Below are 15886 nucleotides of genomic sequence, written 5' to 3' on the forward strand. Positions count from 1 at the left end.
ATCCCGGTCTCCTTGCGGAGCCTGAATCAGATCGCGACGCTCACATCAATGGGTCCTGACCCTAAGCCCTCAGCGTTGAAGGGCAGGGGCTCTTTCCTCTGTTCTTCCGAGAGCGTGTTGATGCGGGTGCCGATTCCTTCATCGTAGGCCTGCGCGATGCTCACCCAATAATTGAGTTCGTCGGTCCACTCGGCCTCGAACGAGGTTAGGGTGAACGCAAGCGAATCGTTAATCTCTGGCAGTGCGGTAAGCTGCCAGATACTCCGCTCAGTGATTTCGAGTTTTTCCCTCGACTCCTTCAACCGCTCCCGATCGCGAAGCGCGCCAAGTGCCGTGTAGATGTTTTGAATGTGCGCATAATTGAACTCGAATCTGGCCTTGAGCGGGGCCACATGCTCGGCCAGCACTCTCTCAGCGCCGAACCGGGCGCGAAAGGAAGCTCGCCCGAAGGCGTCCCATAGCAACCATAACGCAGCGATCAGGAAGACGGGGACGCCTATGATGCTCCCCCATGGCATGCTCACGATGCCCGCAAGGTTCCAGCCTCCGGCTGGTTTGATGGCGTTCAGAAGCTCGCCAACGGCCCAAGAGCGCGCGTCTTCCGCGAGCGCTCCCGCCCCCACCAGTAGTAGACCTACCCCAATCGTCTTGGTTTTCATTCTGTCAGCCTACGGAGAAAGGCTCCGCCTGTCATGGGGGCGGGGATGATCATTCGGGATTGACGATCTGAGCCAGCGCTTACCGAGAATGTCGCTCAGATCGGCTGGTGACGCCCATAGGGCGGCGATCAAGCCTTGCACGAAAGAAATCGCTAAGGCCGTCGGGATTTCTCCGCCATGGCTCAGTAAAATCTTGAAGTGCGGGCGCAACCGACTTACGGGGCGCTTAAGCGAACTGCTGTAGAGGAGTCGGAACATGGCGTTGAAGGGATTCTTGGCTCTGGTAGACGACAAGCTTTCTGAAGCTTTCCACTACGTTGCCCCGGACAAAACGAAGCACCGGAAGCCGTTCCTGAGCGCGCTCGACAAAGCGGCTAAGCAGTTTGACGAAGGCAAGCAGCCCCGTGGCGCGAACGCTCTGTGGAGCGCCAACAACAACACGGTTCGCTTCATGCCCAAGCTGGCGGGCGTGCCGGTGATGATCGAGGGCAAGAGCGAGTTTTTCATTCCTGCTGAGCGCTTCCCCAACGCGCTTGCTGAGCTTCGCAAGGACGTTGAGGCGGGCGAGTTGGACGAAACGCTTCACAACGCGAGCAAGGGCAAGAGCGATCCGCTCGCCGGGGGCGTGAAGCTCACTTCGCACGCTATCACGCCTAAGCCCAAGCGCGCGGGCTGGTCGCCTGAGCGTCGCGCTCGGTTCGCCGAGAGCGTCGCGGCACGGAAGGCGGCAAAGGACTCCTGAGCCGTTTAAGGGCCACTGAGGGGCTAAAAGGAAGGGCGGGCCGCAAGGCCCGCCCTTGTTCGTTTCAGCGTCTGGCGAGCCTCTTATCCGCCCACGCGCGCCTTCACGATCGCGTCGTTGAACGAACCAAGCTCAGACTCCAGAAAGTCGAGAAAGGCGCTCACTTGCTCGCCTCCAGCTTAGCGAGCGCTTCCTTTAGCGACGGGTAAGCGTAGAACGTCGCGCCCCCGCCAAAGTGGTTGCGGGTGATATAGCCGTCTTTAACAGACAGTCCGTGGCGGCTCGGCCCGTCTTTCCCGGTATAGCCAACCTTCATGCGCTGTTGCGCGGCCTCAATAAAGTGCGAGGGGTTCGGCCCCATGTCGCCGCCCCGCGCGGTGATCTCGCGCGACCATTCGCTAAACGTCCGTCCTTCGTCGCCGAGCGCTGCGAGCAAGAGCCGGTCGCGCTTGAGGCGATCGGCGGGCGCAAGGCGTCCGTAGAGCTTCACGGGCTCGGGCTTAGCGTCCGGGGCAGGCTCAGGGGCAACCGGGGCCTTATCGTCGGCGTCGGGCTGGTCGATCTTGTCGCCACCATCGGGCTTAGGATCGCGCAACTTCCACGCCAGCGGCGATGCCTGTTCCTCGATTATGTCGGCACGCTGCTTGGCGAGCGGGTTAGCCGCCAGCTTCATGCGGAAGCGAAGCGCGGGCTCACCGTTCGTATAGCCCGCCAGCTTGGCGCGGGCGTAGAGGTCCGCCACCTTGATGAACTCGCCGGGGCGATCCTGAGCGGCACCCTCAAGCGCCCGGATGATTGCGGCATCATTGGCGTTGTCGGGCTGCGCGGGCACCGCCACGGGCTTGGCGTCCGCCTTGGGGCCAAGTGCCGCCTTGCGGCGACGGCGCGGCTTGGGGGCAGGCTCAGGCGTGGCGGGCTTGTCGTCATCCCAGCCCTTGAACGTCGGCACGGGCTCACCAGCCTCGAGGATCGCGTCAAGGCGAGCGATTGCCGCATCCCAATCGAAATCATCGGGCACGTCGAAATCGGCGATCCGGTGCGTGAGCACGTCGCTGTTACCCATCGCGCTGGAGTATTCGGCAAAGAGGCGATCGAGAATGAGGTTAGCGCGTTCCTCGCTCATCATCACAATGCCGCCAATCCCCCAAGCGTCGTTGATCGCATCGCTAATGTCGATCGGCTCGGGCGCTTTGTAGTTGAGGTGGCGCAAGAGGAAGTGACGTTGCGCGCGTTCCTCGCTTTCCAGAAAGTCCGTATCAAGCGCCGGGGCCAAGGGCTCGTCCTCACCATCCGGGGCAGGCTCGGCGGGCACGATCGGGGCAAGGTTCAGGTCAAGAGCGTTGATCACGCGACCAAGCCGAAACTTGAGATTGTCGCGCTCAGCCTCGGCGACTTCCGCCCGCATCTTGAACCCGTCACGCTCAGCGGCGAGGGCTTCAAGGCTATTAGCGGTTTCGCGTTCGATCGACTTAATCAGGCTGTCGAGCTTATCGGTAAGGTTGGGCATGGGCTTAACTCGGCTTTAGGTGCTGCTTACGCTATAAGCCTCTCACACTTTTGAAATCTGTCTACAAAATCTTTGCGACCCCGCTCAGAAAGCGAACTCTGCCGTTAAACGATTATAGGAAAGCACGCATTTACAAGGGGCTACGCGAGTTCAGACGCGCACCGTTAAGCTTTGCGTCGCCTTAATGTCACATACAAGGAAAAGCTTTAGCGCTTCAGAACCGGCGATAAACAATTAACACCCGCGCGCCTTCGCAAACAGGCTTAGGAGCACCGCGCGGGCCGCGTCGCTGGTCGCCCCTTCGATCATGGCAAGCTGAGCGGGGGTGAGGTCGTCGGGACGGGTAGGGGAGCGGGAGCGCTTTTGCGGCGATTACTCATCGCTCGCCCGGTGCCGTGCGCGCTCAAGCGCAAGCCATAGCTCTTGGAGATCGTGAAGGGGCAGGCGCGCCCAATATCGAGGTTCGCGCTTCGGTAGCCCTTCTGTGTATTCGGTTAGGGGTTCCTCGCACTCCTCGCATTCGAGGTCGTCGGGTTGCGAGGCTTGATAGCGGATCGTCTCGCCGCACGGGCACGCCCAACTATGATCATCGCCGTGCGCCCGTCGCCAGATGATGAGGGGAGCGCCAAGCGTTCGGACGTGAACCCGGCGCTCGGGTCGCTGAAACTCCTCGATCACCGCACGCGCATACGTGCGCCAGACGCGGCGCTTATCGTCGGCGGTCTCAGCTTGGGCACGTTCCAGATAGTAGCGTTCAACAATGGTGCGGGGGATCACCTGTTATTTAGGCCCATGACCGTCTCGCCTGTCGGAGTGCGTGTTCGGCGCACGCCTTTTCAAACGTCTCATCGGCGTGGCATGGTTGGCGCGACACGAGGGGAACGCCGATGCCGTCGCTATTCGAAAACGCGATTTCGTCTATCCGTATGGGTTTTGAGGACTTCAAACAGCAAGACGCCGATCGCGACATCTCTGCTGTCCGTAACTTCTATGCAGGTGTCCTGTTACTCGCGAAGGAGGCCATTATCCGAGCCGCGCCCAAGGCCGACCCTGCGGTCGTGATCGGGGCAAAGGTGAAGCCTGTCCCAGACGGCATGGGAGGCGTCGAAATGAAGCAGATCGGGCAGTCTACGGTCGATTTCAATCAGATTGCCGAACGGGCAAAAGACTTCAACATATCGTTGGATCAAAGCGCGCTCAAAAGCCTTAACAAACTTCGTAACGACATGGAGCACCATTACACCTCCGAAACTTCGAACTCGATCCGAGAAGCTATCAGTCGCGGCTTTCCTGTTGTGGCGTCGCTTCTGCGCCAGATGGAGGAAGACCCAGTAGAGCTTCTGGAGGAAGTATGGGCGGGCATGCTGGAGACGAAGGTGCTTTACGACCACCAGCTTGCGGAAGCTCGCGCAACTCTTGAACACGTTAAGTGGTTTTCGCCATCCATCAATGAGAGATCATTCCGTTGTGACGATTGCCAGTCGGAGCTTATTGAACAAGTCGAGCCCGCTAACCAGAGTCAACATCTCGTTGAGCTTCGTTGTAAAACGTGCGGAGCCTTCCACGATATCGATGAGGCTGTCGAGAACGCCGTTGAGCGGCTATTCGGGGCGGACACCTACATACGTGCTAAGGAGACCGGGGAGAACGGCCCTGTCTATACTTGTCCAGCTTGTGGCCGTGACACGCTCTTGGAAGAGGAGGGAGGGTGCGCAAGCTGCGGTGAGGCGCTGGATTATACCTCGCAATGTATCAGATGCGGCGAGGGCATCAGCATACAGGATTTCCTTGATGGCATAGACGAAGGGCTTTGCTCGTATTGCTCCTACGTATCCGAGAAGGCGATGCGCGATTAGCTTAAATCGGGAAAGTGCCTACGCGGCCCGTTGCCGCCGCAAGTAGCCCGCAAGCCCCGCCTCCTGCTCAGGACTAAGCTCGTTGTTGACAGTCGTCCCGCCTTCGAAGCGAGTAGTCGAGGGGCCGAAGCGCCCGTTCACAAGCTCGCCGGGGAACATGGCGCGAAGGTCGAGGTCTTCACCGATTGAGCCATCACGCTTAATGCTGAACAAGCGCGCCTGATCCACAAGCAGGACGGAAACGCGATCCTTGAGTCCAAAAGTCATCTTAGCGACAAGATCGTTGAGCGCGAGCTTCACCTTGGCTCGGGCCTGATAGCGTTCGTCGGGATCATCGCTGTTCATGAGGGCGCGCACTTCATCAACGCGCTTCAAGTGCTGCTCGGGCGAGACTGCACCGGATGCGGCGGCAAGCCGTTCCTCAAGCGCCGAGATCGCCGCCTTGGCATCTTTAACCGTCTGCTTGATCCGGCGATAACCGGCTTGCGCATTGTCGTCTTCATCATCCTCAAGGGCGAGCGCGTAAGCCTTAGCCATGCGCTTTTCGTCGTCGGCGAGGCGGCGCTTGAGAGTCGCAAGCTCGGCTTCGAGCGGTGCCACTACGTCAGCCTTGCGGAAGTGTGAGGGATCAAGCGCGAGGTGAAGCAACTTGTCGAGGACACCCCGCTCGATCGCCTCATAATTCCAGCCCGCGCGGTTCTCGCATCCCCGCTTCCGAATGGCGCTGTCGCAATAGAGGTAATCCTCGCGCACCTTCGTGCCATCCGCGCGCACGGAAACCCCTCGCGAGCGCATCGTCATGATCGCACCGCAAGAGCACTTACCCAGCCCGCCAAACAGGTTCACCAGCGAGCGTCCGGGGCGCTGCTGAGCCATGAGCCGCACCGTGCGGCGATCGTTCACGCGGGCAAACGTCGCTTCATCGATCACGGCGGGGAAGTAGCCCCGGATAATCTCGCCATCGGGCGTGCGGCGCACGTCCGCCTTGGCCTTCCGGTGGGGCTGGTAGTCGCCCACGCAAGCCATGTTCGTGATGATTTTGTGAATGTAGCTGGCGTGCCAGCCATTCCCCTTCTTCTTACCCGTGCCCCACGGCTCCACGCCTTCAGCGTTGAGGCTATTGGCGATGGTGAACTTACCAACGCCAGCGTCGATATCGGCAAAGATGCGGCGAACGACGGCGGCGCGGTCGGGGATCAACTCGTATCCCGAGCGATCGGCCTTGAGACGCAACCAAGCGGGGCAAATCTTCGTCATGGCCCCGCCACGCTCGCGCTTGATCCGCCACGCCTCGCCAACGCGCTCGCTCTTGGCCTGCGACTCATCGAAGCCCCTGAAGGTTTCGAAAACGACGCTCAGCACCCCCATCATGTTCCGGTGGAGATCGTCACCCGTGATCTTGTGCCGTCCGTCCGCCGAGACGATCGTTGCCCCGGTGGCGCAAAGCGACTGGAGGAAGTTCATCACGACAAGGGGCGACTGGCGGCTGAGCCGATCGAGCTTTTCGACAATGATGGTAAGATCGTGCCCGCCATTGCGCTCAAGGCGTTCCTTGAGCTTGCCCAGATTGCCCGTGCGAATGTTATCGCCGGTCCAAGCGCTGCGACCTTCGTCCGTGATGCGCTCAACAACGGTATAGCCGTTACGCTCAGCGAAGCTCCCGCAAAGGGAAAGCTGGCGGGCGAGGGTGGTGCGGCCCTCTTTTGCCTGCTCAAGGCTGCTCCAGCGAGCGTAGACGATTGCCTTCATGGGCGAAGCTCCTTCCTCAAAAGTGCTGCCACAGATTTTGAATCTGTCTACTTTTTTCGTGTGGCGGCTCCATTGATTGTGACTTACCCAACCTGCTGATGGTGGGCCCACCGGGTGCGGGCAAGTCGCTGCTCGCGTCCTGCCTTCCCGGCATTCTCCCGCCGCTTGATTCGGGCGAGGCGCTGGAGGTCTCGATGGTCGCTTCGGTCGCAGGCACGCTCACGGGCGGCCGGATGACGCGGGCGCGGCCCTACCGCGCCCCGCACCACTCCGCCTCCATGGCGGCGCTGGTTGGCGGCGGCCTGCGAGTCCGGCCCGGTGAGGTCAGTCTGGCCCACCTGGGGGTGCTGTTCCTGGACGAACTGCCGGAGTTCCAGCGTGCGGTGCTCGATTCGCTGCGTCAGCCGCTGGAGACCGGAAACGTCAGCGTGGCTCGGGCGAACGCGCACGTCAGCTTCCCCGCGCGCGTCCAGCTGGTCGCGGCGATGAACCCATGCCGCTGCGGACATCTGGGGGACCCGGCACTGGCCTGCTCCCGGGCGCCGCGCTGTGCCGTCGACTATCAGGCGCGGGTGTCCGGCCCGTTGCTCGACCGCATTGACCTCCACCTGGAAATGCAGCCGGTGAGCGCCGCGGACCTCGCGCTGCCTGCGGCTGCCGAAGGATCGGCCGAGGTGGGGGCGCGGGTCGCCGCTGCCCGTGCCGTGCAGGCGCGCCGCTACCGGGACGTCGCCGCGCGCACCAATGCGGAGGCGGACGGTGAGGTGCTGGAGGCGACCGCCACGCCGGACGCCCCCGGCGCGAAGCTGCTCGCCCAGGCGGCAGAGGCGATGCGGCTTTCGGCGCGCAGCTACACGCGCGTGCTTCGCGTCGCCCGCACCATCGCGGACCTCGCGGGCGCAGAAACCGTCGGGCGCCTCCATGTCGCCGAGGCGCTCAGCTATCGCCGCCAGCCGCCGCGCGCCTGAGATGGAGCAGGGGTTCGCCTGATCGGCCGCAGCATATTCGCAGACTCTGGCGTTTGCGAATGCCCTGCCGTATAGCCCCGCCACCAGCTGTCCGGGGGACGGCGCGCACCGTGCGGGTGTGGTGAAATTGGTAGACGCGCCGGACTCAAAATCCGGTTCCGCAAGGAGTGTCGGTTCGAGTCCGACCACCCGCACCAGCTTCCAGAGTGATCTACCGCCAGGCGTGTTCGCGCTTACTCCGTGTCACGCGGCGCTGGCGCGATCTTGGCGAGGTCGATCTTCTCCCACCGTGGCTCCAGCCCCAGGCGCGCGTTGAACCGGGTGTTGAAGGTGAAGGGGTCTGCGGTCGGCGCCGTCAGCGCTTCCCCATAGAGGCGGCGAACGGCCGGCTCCGGATAGCCCATCAGCCCCAGCAAGGTCGGAAAGATCCGATAGTGGCTCATCCGGTTGCGGTTTGCCGCTGCCGCCTTGGTCCAGGAAAGCCCCGCCGGGGTGTCGCCGTCGATCACCACCAGCGGTACGAGCCCTTCCTGTGGCACCGGATCGCCGCTGCAATGGGTGTTGCTGCCCGGACTGCCGGTCTCGTGCAGGTCCTGCCCATGATCGGACGTGTAGATCAGCGTCGCCCGCGACAGGTCGGCGCCGTCGAGCAGCCGGTCGAAGAAGGCGCCGACGTTCCAGTCCAGCGTGTTGCGATAGGCGTTGCGGTAGCGGACCCATTCGGCAGCCGTGCCGCCGAAGCCGGTGCGATCCCCGGTGTCGCTGATCCCGACGTAGTGTCCACGGGCGAGGGCGGGGCGGTGACGCATGTAGGCGTCGGGGTATTTGTCGTGGACCGGGAAGTGCGCGCCGACCTTGTTGACCAGCACGAACTCCGGCGTGCCGTTGCGCAGCGATGCGCCCAGCGTATCGGCCACCGCCATGTCCCGGTCGCGCACGGCAACGCGATCGAACTGGACGAAGCGGTCGATCTGCTGCCGTTCCTGCGCGCCCATCAGGTTCTGGAGCCTGCCGCCCGTGCCCTGCGCGTCCAGGTAGACGGTGCGGAGGCCGGCAGCCTTCGCATAGTCGAAGATCGAGGGCATGGTGGCATTGATGCGGCGATAGTCTTCGCGGGTGCCGCCGTGGCGTAGCGTCACGTTGCTGCCGACGCTGCAATTGGTGATCGATGCCGCCAGGCCGAAGTCATGCACCGCGACGCCCGCCCGCGGCTGGAGTAGGCCGCTGCGTGCCCCGCTCGGGGAGTTCAGGTCGAGGTAGTTGCCCGCGACGCTCTCATCGACGATCAGCACGATGTCGCCGCTGGGCGGCCGCACCGGTCGAAGCGCCACCGCCTTCCGATGTGGCGCACCCTCCGCGAGGCGCTCGTAGAGGAAGAGGCTGGAGTAGGCGAGCGGGGTGAACGGGCCGGGGAGCCCCGTTCCGCCTTCGCCGCCGCGCACGAAGAGAATGCCGGCGAGCAGCAGGACCCCAGCCAAGGGAGCCACAGGAGCAAGCCTGCCAAGGAGCAGGCTGCCCTGCGGCGGCAGGACGAGGCCCGCGAACAACAGCAACGATCGCGCGAGCGTCCCCGCCATCGCCCCGGCATGCTGATCGATCGCCTCCGGTGCGGAGGCGGCCGAGTTCCACATGTTGATGAACGCGTCGTAGCTCATCGGCTCGCGCGTGATCGCCTCGTAGGAATCGAGGAAGAAGGCGGCAGCGCAGAGGAGCGCGGCTAGCGCCCAGCGCAGCGCCCAAGGCCGGGTAAAGGCGGCGGCAACGAGCGCCAATGCCAGCAGCCCGAAGAGCCCGAGGTAGATCGGCAATCCCGGCGAGAGTCCCAGCGACTGGAGCCGCTCGGCAATGCCGCCCGCGCCGGTGAGCAGGTAGACCAGGATCAGGAGCAGCTTGGCAGTCGTTCGCATGGCGCTCAGCAGACGGAAAAGGAGATGGGTTCGATCGTCATGCGCACGGGCAGGACCGCCTCTGCATCGCCGTCGACCTGTACCGGCAGCGAATCGTCGGCCTCTACCGACAGGTCGGTGCACGAGAACGCGACGAGGTTGGCGGCATCCGAGGGGCAGCGCCCGCGCAGCAGCGCCCATGCGAAGCGGACAACGTCGCGGCGCCTAGCCGTCCGCAGCGCGACCACATGCATGATGGGCCGGGTGCGGTCCGCTTCCGGCGCAAAGCTCCACGGACCGGCGAAGAAGCGGCCCTTGGCCACATAGACCGCCTCGCACGTCAGTTCGCCGGCCTCCCAGGCGATCCGGATCGGCTTGCGCGGCCAGTTCAGGAGCACCCGGAAGAAGGCGACCCCATAAGCGAGGCGGCCGATCCGCCGCTTCAGCCGCGGCGACACGGCCGCGACCGCCTGGCTGTCCGGTCCCACGCTGGCGCAGGAAAGGCACAGCGCCGGGCCCACGCGCAGGGCATGGTGCCGCGGCCGCTCCCGGTTCTCGAGCGCATAAGCGGCGTAGCGATCCGGATCGAGCGGGGAGCGTAGCTCCCGATGCGCCAGGTTGACGGTTCCTGCCGGATAGATGCTGAGCGGAAGGTCACGTTCGGCCGCCAACATTGCGGCGGCGACGTGTCGGATGGTGCCGTCCCCGCCCATCACGCAGACGTGGCTGACATCCTCTGCGATGGTGACCGGCCGCCCCGGCCCGCATTCGGTGAGCACCACTTGCGCGCCGGCCCGCTCGAAGCCCGTGCGGATCCTCGCCAGCGTCGATCCGCGCACCCGGCCTGCCGACGGGTTCACCACGATCTGGATGCGGTGGCCGCCTTCGTTCAACTGGTTGCGTCCCTGAGCAAGCCTGCCGCAGCGGCAACTGGGGCAGACCCTAGAGGTCGCGGGCGCGCGATCAAGCAATGCGCGAGCGGGCGGGGCCTCGCACTGCTCCTAAGTGGGACGATCCTCAGCGCGCGCGAACCCGCGCCGGGTTGCCGGCGGCGACTGCTCCGCTGGGGATGTCGCGCGTGACGACGCTGCCCGCACCAATCAGCGCGTCGTCGCCGATGGTGATGCCGGGCAAGAGGATGGCGCCGCCGCCGATCCAGACGTTGGCACCGATCACGATCGGACGGCCCCACTCCAGGCCCGCGGCGCGCTTGGCCGGATCGCGGGGATGATCGGCCGTCAGGATCTGCACGCCGGGACCGATCTGCGTGCCGTCGCCGATGCGGACCTCCACCACATCCAGGATGACGCAGTTGAAGTTCAGGAAGACGCCCGCGCCGAGATGGATGTTGGTGCCATAGTCGCAGTGAAAGGGCGGCCGGATCGTGGCGCCCAGACCCACCGAGCCCAGACGTGCGCGCAGCAATGCCTCGCGCTCCGCCGTTCCAGTCGCGGCGTTGAACCGCTGCATCCACTCGGCGGCGGCTTCCTGGTCGGCAACGATCTCGGGATCGCTCGCACGATAGGGCTCGCCGGCGAGCATCTTCTGCTTCTCGGAAGGTCCTGTCACTGGGAAGCGCCTCCGCGGACCGGCCGCCGGTAAGATGGCGGATGCCCTGCTGGAGGGCTGGTGCCGGTTGCAGGAATCGAACCCGCGACCTTCGGTTTACAAAACCGCTGCTCTACCAGCTGAGCTAAACCGGCGTTGCGCCCCCCTTGCGTCAGAGAACGCCGAAGGTCCAGCCTTCGCTTCGCCGAATTGTGGGCGTGAGCGCCGCGGGTTGCCACAGTTCGGGTGTCCGGGCGACCCGCCGAAGCCAGGCCGCGGCCATGATCGCATCGGTGGCGTGGTCGTCATATCGGTTGAGCGGCGTGTGCCGGCGGCTGCCGAGCGCCTCCAGCGCCGCGTCGAGGGCCTGCGGGTCCCGCAGCTTGCTCAGCCCCTTGCGCACCCCGGCCGCACGCGCTGCGACCGTGGTGTAGATCTCGACCACCAGTGCGCCCTGCGCCGGCGGTGGGTCGAACGGCCAGATCGGAACCTTGGAGCCGAGATGGTGGAGCAATCGCATGCCCGCGAAGCTCGCCTTGGCGACCTGGGCCGCACCGATCGCGTCATAGAGCGTGGAGGCCCGGCCGATCCCGCTCGCGTTATAGGCCGCTTCGCACCGACGGTAGTGCAGGAACTGCGCCTTCGCACCGTCGCGGGCGCCGAGATAGAAGTGGCTGCCGCGCCGCCGCTCCAGGAAGGAAGCGGCGCCCAGGTCCGCGTCGGGGCAGTCGGCCTCGACATAGGCCCAGAACGCGCGCGCCGTCGAAGGCGTCGGCTCGCCGGGCAGATAGGCGCCCCGCTCGATCCATGGCGGCGCGAAGCTGAAGTCGAACCCGACCAGCAACGGCGTGTCCGCCTGCGCCTTCAGCCAGTGGAGGACGTCCGTGCGGGACCAGACGCCGCGGGGTGGCACCACCAGTTCGGGCGCGGCGCTGCCTGCCTCGCAGAGCGCGACCGCGATCCCCTTGTGACGGTGTCCCTTGGCGCCTGACCAGTCGATCGCGGCGAAGCGGGTGAAGTGCTCGGGGGCCGTCAGCTTGCCGCATCCGGGTTGCGACCGTGGCGCCGCGCGTCCCACCACGCCATGCGCTCGCTCAGCCGTTTCTCGAAGCCGCGCTCGGTCGGGGCGTAGAACTGCTGCGGCGGCAGTTCCTCCGGCCAGTAGTTGGCGCCGGAGAAGCCGTCGTCGCTGTCGTGGTCATAGGCATAGCCCTCGCCATAGCCGATCTCCTTCATCAGCTTGGTGGGAGCATTGAGGATGTTTTGCGGCGGCATCAGCGAGCCGGTCTCCTTCGCCGATCGCCACGCCGCCTTCTGCGCCTTGTAGGCGGCATTCGACTTGGGCGCGGTCGCGCAATAGAGGCACGCCTGCACGATCGCGAGTTCCCCCTCGGGCGAGCCGAGGAAGTCATAGGCGTCCTTGGCGGCGAGGCATTGCACCAGCGCCTGCGGGTCGGCGAGGCCGATGTCCTCGCTGGCGAAGCGCGTGATCCGCCGCAGCACGTAGAGCGGTTCCTCGCCCGCGGTCAGCATCCGCGCGAGATAGTAGAGCGCCGCCTGGGGATCCGATCCGCGCAGCGACTTATGAAGCGCGGAGATGAGGTTGTAGTGCCCCTCGCGATCCTTGTCATAGACGGCCATGCGCCGCTGGAGCAGCGCGGAAAGGCTGGCGGGGTCCAGCGGCGCGTCCAGCTGGATGGAGAACAGCGTTTCCGCCTGGTTGAGCAGGAAGCGGCCATCGCCATCGGCGCTCGCGACCAACGCCGCCCGCGCGTCTGCGTCGAGCGGGAGCGGGCGACCCTCGGCCTCCTCGGCGCGGGTGAGCAGCGTCTCCAATGCCTCTGCGTCGAGCCGGCGCAGGATCAGCACCTGCGCGCGCGAGACGAGCGCGGCGTTGAGTTCGAACGACGGGTTCTCGGTGGTCGCCCCGACCAGCGTCACCGTGCCGTCCTCGACATAGGGCAGGAAGCCGTCCTGCTGCGCGCGGTTGAACCGGTGGATCTCGTCCACGAACAACAGCGTGCGGCGGCCGAGCCGGCCATGGTCCCGTGCCTCGGCGAACACCTTCTTCAAATCGGCGACCCCGAAGAACACCGCCGAGATTGATGCGAAGCGCAACCCGACGGCGTCCGCAAGCAGCCTCGCGATCGTCGTCTTGCCGGTTCCCGGCGGCCCCCACAGCACCATGGAAGAGAGCTTTCCGGCTGCGACCATGCGGCCGATCGCGCCTTCGGGACCGGTCAGGTGCGACTGGCCCACCACCTCCTCCAGGCGGCGCGGACGCAGCCGATCGGCGAGCGGACCCGTGGTGGGCACCTCGGCGGGGGCAGGCGGATCGAAGGCAGCAAAAAGGTCGGCCATGTCGCCGATATAGGCGTCGACGCGAAAATGCGCAGCCTTGTGCGACAGCGTCTTGCGCGAACCAATCTAAGATATATCTTGCACTATCGAACTTACACAGGAGCTTCCATGTTCGGCATGCATCATCATTCCCGCCGCCACCATGACGGTCGCGGCGGCTGCGGCTCGGGCGAGCGGCCTGATAGCCGTCGCTTCGCCGGCCCCTGGGGCGGCGGTCCCTTCGGCGGCGGCTTCGGCGGCTGGGACCATGAGGCGGAGGGACGGGGCGGTCGTGGCGGCCGCCGTCGCCTCTTCGACGGCGGCGATCTGCGGCTGGTCCTGCTCGCACTCATCGAGCAGCAGCCGCGTCACGGCTATGACCTGATCCGGGAGATCAAGGAGCGCACCGGCGGCGTCTACGCCCCGAGCCCGGGCGTCGTGTATCCGACCCTGACCCTTCTCGCCGACATGGCGCTGATCGAGGAACAGGCGGAAGCGGCCGGGCGCAAGGCCTATGCGATCACCGAGGCAGGCGTTGCGCATCTCGACGAGCAGCGCGAACAGGTCGAGGCGCTGCTCGGACGCTTGGCGCAGGTCGGAACCATGACCGCACGCACCAGCGGCGGCCCGGTCAAGCGCGCGATGGGCAATCTGCGCACCGTGCTGGGCCAGCGGCTGGCCGGAGAGGAGGTGCCGCCCGAGACGCTGCACGAAGTGGCCGCCATTCTGGACGAAGCCGCCCAGCGCATCGAGCGTCTCGCATGAGCGCCGGCGCGTTCAGCGCGGCGGCCGAGGTGCCGACCGCATCCGGCAGCCGCTATCTCCAGCAGCTCTGCAAGCACTGGAGTCACAATCTGCAGGTGGAGTTCACCCCCGAGCGAGGCACCGTGGTGTTCCCGCACAACGCGCGCGGGGCGAACTTCCCAGCAGACGGGCGCGCTTCGTTCGAAGCCGGCGAGGCGACGTTGACCGTGCGGATCGATGCCAGCTCCGCGGAGCAGTTGGAGGCGTTGAAGCAGGTCGTCGCGTCGCATCTCGACCGCTTCGCCTTTCGCGAGGCGCCGCTGGCCTTCGACTGGAAGGCTGCCTGATCCGGCGGCGCGGGCGCTGGATCAGTGCCCGCGCCGCCCCAGTATCTGAAGATAGGCGTCGAGCACCGCCTGGTTGGCGGTGTCCCAGCGATAGCGCTGCGCCTTGGCATGGCCGGCAGCGCCCATCGCGCTCCGCAGCTCCCCATCGCGGATGATCCGCTGGAATGCGTCGGCATAGGCGGTGACGTCGCGCGGCGGCACCAGCACGCCCGTCACGCCGTCGTCGATCAGGTCCACCGCGCCGGTGGCGCGGGCTGCGACCACCGGCACTCCGGCGGCCATGGCTTCGGACGTGACCTGCCCCCAGGTCTCGGTGACGCTGGGGTTGAACAGCACGTCCATGGAGGCGACCGCCCGGCCCAGTGCATCGCCGCGCTGGAAGCCGGCAAAGGCGGCGTCGGGAACGCGCTCCGCGAACCAGTCGCGCGCGGGTCCTTCGCCGATCACCAGCACCTTGTGCCGCACGCCGCGGTCGCGCAGCAGCGCCACCACATCGGCAAAGATGTCGAGCCCCTTTTCCAGCACCAGCCGGCCGAGGAAGCCGATCGCCACCTCATCATCGGTGACGCCTAGGGCTCTGCGCCATTCCAGGCTGCGCGCGCCCGGGTGGAAGCGGTCGTGGTCGACGCCGCGGCCCCACAGCCCGATCGGCGTCGTCACGCCCCAGCCGCGGATCAGCGCCTCGATCGACGGCGTGGGCACCATCACCTGATCGGACCGGTTGTAGAAACGGCGCGACAGGGTCGTGAAGATCGGCTCCAGAAACCCCATCCCATAATAGCTGGCATAGGTTTCGAAGCGTGTGTGGAGCGAGGCCAAACAGGCGACGTCGTGCCGCCGTGCCCAGCTGACGGCGCGGTGACCCAGCACGTCGGGTGCCGAGACATGGACGATGTTCGGCCGGAAGCCGGCGAGATCCCGGCGGATCGAGGCGGGCAGGCCGAGCCCGAGCCGATACTCGCCCCGCCCGCCCGGCAGGCCGATCGAAGGCACGCTCACCAGCTCGCCCGTGGGCGCGAACGCCGCATTCTCCGCAGTCGGGGAATAGACGCGCAACGTCACGCCGTGCGCGAGCAGATGGCCGGCAAGCAGGTTCAACGCATGGTTCGCGCCATCGCGCACGTAATTGTAGTTGCCACTGAAAAGGGCGACACGAAGGTCGGACGGCTGCATGGAGGCGGCCCATAGCCCCCCATGCCCGCGCACGCCACCGGAACGATTCGCCGTCCGCCGCGCTTGCTCCCGAACAGGCGGAGAGATGTAATGGCGAACGGCTATTCCAAGGGCGACAAGGTCAGCTGGAGCTGGGGCAAGGGCACGGCCGAGGGCAAGGTCGAGGAGAAGTTCGAGCGGCGGGTCCAGCGCACGATCAAGGGAAGCAAGATCGTCCGCAACGGCTGCAAGGAAAATCCGGCCTACCTCATCGTCCAGGAAGACGGCGGCAAGGTGCTGAAGGAAGGCTCCGAGCTGCACTGAGCGGGCGGTGGCAGGCGGCGGGCCGCTGCTCGATATTCCCCTTTCGTTCTGCGCGTGCTAGGGG

The 15886-nt window shown here is 65.5% G+C and carries 14 protein-coding genes, 2 tRNA genes and 1 pseudogene; 7 read left to right on the plus strand and 10 right to left on the minus strand.

Translation table 11 applies throughout. The features are described from left to right. Positions 1-26 precede the first annotated feature (26 nt). Positions 27-659, minus strand: coding sequence for a hypothetical protein (locus ABDZ92_RS10265; protein ID WP_343762699.1), 633 nt, complete (start codon positions 657-659; stop codon positions 27-29). Between the two features lie 256 nt (positions 660-915). Between ABDZ92_RS10265 and ABDZ92_RS10270 the strand changes: the two genes are divergently transcribed. Continuing rightward, positions 916-1401, plus strand: a complete 486-nt coding sequence (locus ABDZ92_RS10270; RefSeq protein WP_125960958.1) for a hypothetical protein — start codon at positions 916-918, stop codon at positions 1399-1401. Between the two features lie 160 nt (positions 1402-1561). On the opposite strand, the gene ABDZ92_RS10275 is transcribed toward ABDZ92_RS10270, so the two are convergent. After that, entirely contained in the window at positions 1562-2806 is a 1245-nt protein-coding gene (locus ABDZ92_RS10275) for a hypothetical protein (protein ID WP_343762706.1), read from the minus strand. Positions 2807-3795: 989 nt separating this feature from the next. Here ABDZ92_RS10275 and ABDZ92_RS10280 point away from each other — a divergent pair. Further along, positions 3796-4764, plus strand: a complete 969-nt coding sequence (locus ABDZ92_RS10280) for a hypothetical protein (protein ID WP_125960956.1) — start codon at positions 3796-3798, stop codon at positions 4762-4764. 18 nt (positions 4765-4782) lie between these two features. Here the strand turns inward: ABDZ92_RS10280 and ABDZ92_RS10285 are convergent, their stop codons facing one another. Continuing rightward, positions 4783-6513 (minus strand): recombinase family protein, encoded by a 1731-nt coding sequence (locus ABDZ92_RS10285; protein ID WP_125960955.1) that lies wholly within the window; start codon positions 6511-6513, stop codon positions 4783-4785. An 89-nt stretch (positions 6514-6602) separates the two neighbouring features. Between ABDZ92_RS10285 and ABDZ92_RS10290 the strand changes: the two are divergent. Both ABDZ92_RS10290 and ABDZ92_RS10295 read left to right on the plus strand, forming a co-directional pair. Then, positions 6603-7481 (plus strand): annotated as a pseudogene (locus ABDZ92_RS10290) (YifB family Mg chelatase-like AAA ATPase); the annotation flags it as partial. 112 nt (positions 7482-7593) lie between these two features. Beyond that, a tRNA-Leu gene (locus ABDZ92_RS10295) sits at positions 7594-7678 on the plus strand. Positions 7679-7714: 36 nt separating this feature from the next. Here ABDZ92_RS10295 and ABDZ92_RS10300 read toward each other — a convergent pair. From ABDZ92_RS10300 to ABDZ92_RS10325, 6 genes are all read right to left on the minus strand, one after another. After that, a complete protein-coding gene (locus ABDZ92_RS10300) occupies positions 7715-9388 on the minus strand; it encodes a sulfatase-like hydrolase/transferase (RefSeq protein ID WP_125960954.1) in 1674 nt (557 codons plus the stop codon). 5 nt (positions 9389-9393) lie between these two features. Beyond that, positions 9394-10260: a diacylglycerol/lipid kinase family protein gene (locus tag ABDZ92_RS10305; protein WP_164521273.1), complete on the minus strand. Its 867-nt coding sequence runs from the start codon at positions 10258-10260 to the stop codon at positions 9394-9396. Positions 10261-10384: 124 nt separating this feature from the next. Further along, a complete protein-coding gene (locus ABDZ92_RS10310; RefSeq protein ID WP_272695070.1) occupies positions 10385-10936 on the minus strand; it encodes a sugar O-acetyltransferase in 552 nt (183 codons plus the stop codon). Positions 10937-10994: 58 nt separating this feature from the next. Beyond that, a tRNA-Thr gene (locus tag ABDZ92_RS10315) sits at positions 10995-11070 on the minus strand. 17 nt (positions 11071-11087) lie between these two features. Beyond that, positions 11088-11993, minus strand: coding sequence for a hypothetical protein (locus ABDZ92_RS10320; RefSeq protein WP_241211864.1), 906 nt, complete (start codon positions 11991-11993; stop codon positions 11088-11090). Then, on the minus strand, positions 11948-13276 hold the full coding sequence (locus ABDZ92_RS10325; RefSeq protein WP_125960952.1) for a replication-associated recombination protein A: 1329 nt from the start codon (positions 13274-13276) through the stop codon (positions 11948-11950). The genes ABDZ92_RS10320 and ABDZ92_RS10325 overlap by 46 nt, the downstream gene beginning before the upstream one ends. 108 nt (positions 13277-13384) lie before the next feature. On the opposite strand from ABDZ92_RS10325, the gene ABDZ92_RS10330 reads away from it, so the two are divergent. Next, positions 13385-14020, plus strand: a complete 636-nt coding sequence (locus ABDZ92_RS10330) for a PadR family transcriptional regulator (RefSeq protein ID WP_125960951.1) — start codon at positions 13385-13387, stop codon at positions 14018-14020. Beyond that, positions 14017-14346, plus strand: a complete 330-nt coding sequence (locus tag ABDZ92_RS10335) for a DUF2218 domain-containing protein (protein WP_125960950.1) — start codon at positions 14017-14019, stop codon at positions 14344-14346. The genes ABDZ92_RS10330 and ABDZ92_RS10335 overlap by 4 nt, the downstream gene beginning before the upstream one ends. 21 nt (positions 14347-14367) lie before the next feature. Here the strand turns inward: ABDZ92_RS10335 and ABDZ92_RS10340 are convergent, their stop codons facing one another. Continuing rightward, positions 14368-15519, minus strand: a complete 1152-nt coding sequence (locus tag ABDZ92_RS10340) for a glycosyltransferase family 4 protein (protein WP_125960949.1) — start codon at positions 15517-15519, stop codon at positions 14368-14370. A 90-nt stretch (positions 15520-15609) separates the two neighbouring features. Between ABDZ92_RS10340 and ABDZ92_RS10345 the strand changes: the two genes are divergently transcribed. After that, positions 15610-15822: a hypervirulence associated TUDOR domain-containing protein gene (locus tag ABDZ92_RS10345; RefSeq protein ID WP_125960948.1), complete on the plus strand. Its 213-nt coding sequence runs from the start codon at positions 15610-15612 to the stop codon at positions 15820-15822. Positions 15823-15886: the final 64 nt, after the last annotated feature.

Origin of the sequence: Sphingomonas molluscorum (assembly GCF_039522995.1) — a bacterium.
GTDB lineage: Bacteria > Pseudomonadota > Alphaproteobacteria > Sphingomonadales > Sphingomonadaceae > Sphingomonas > Sphingomonas molluscorum.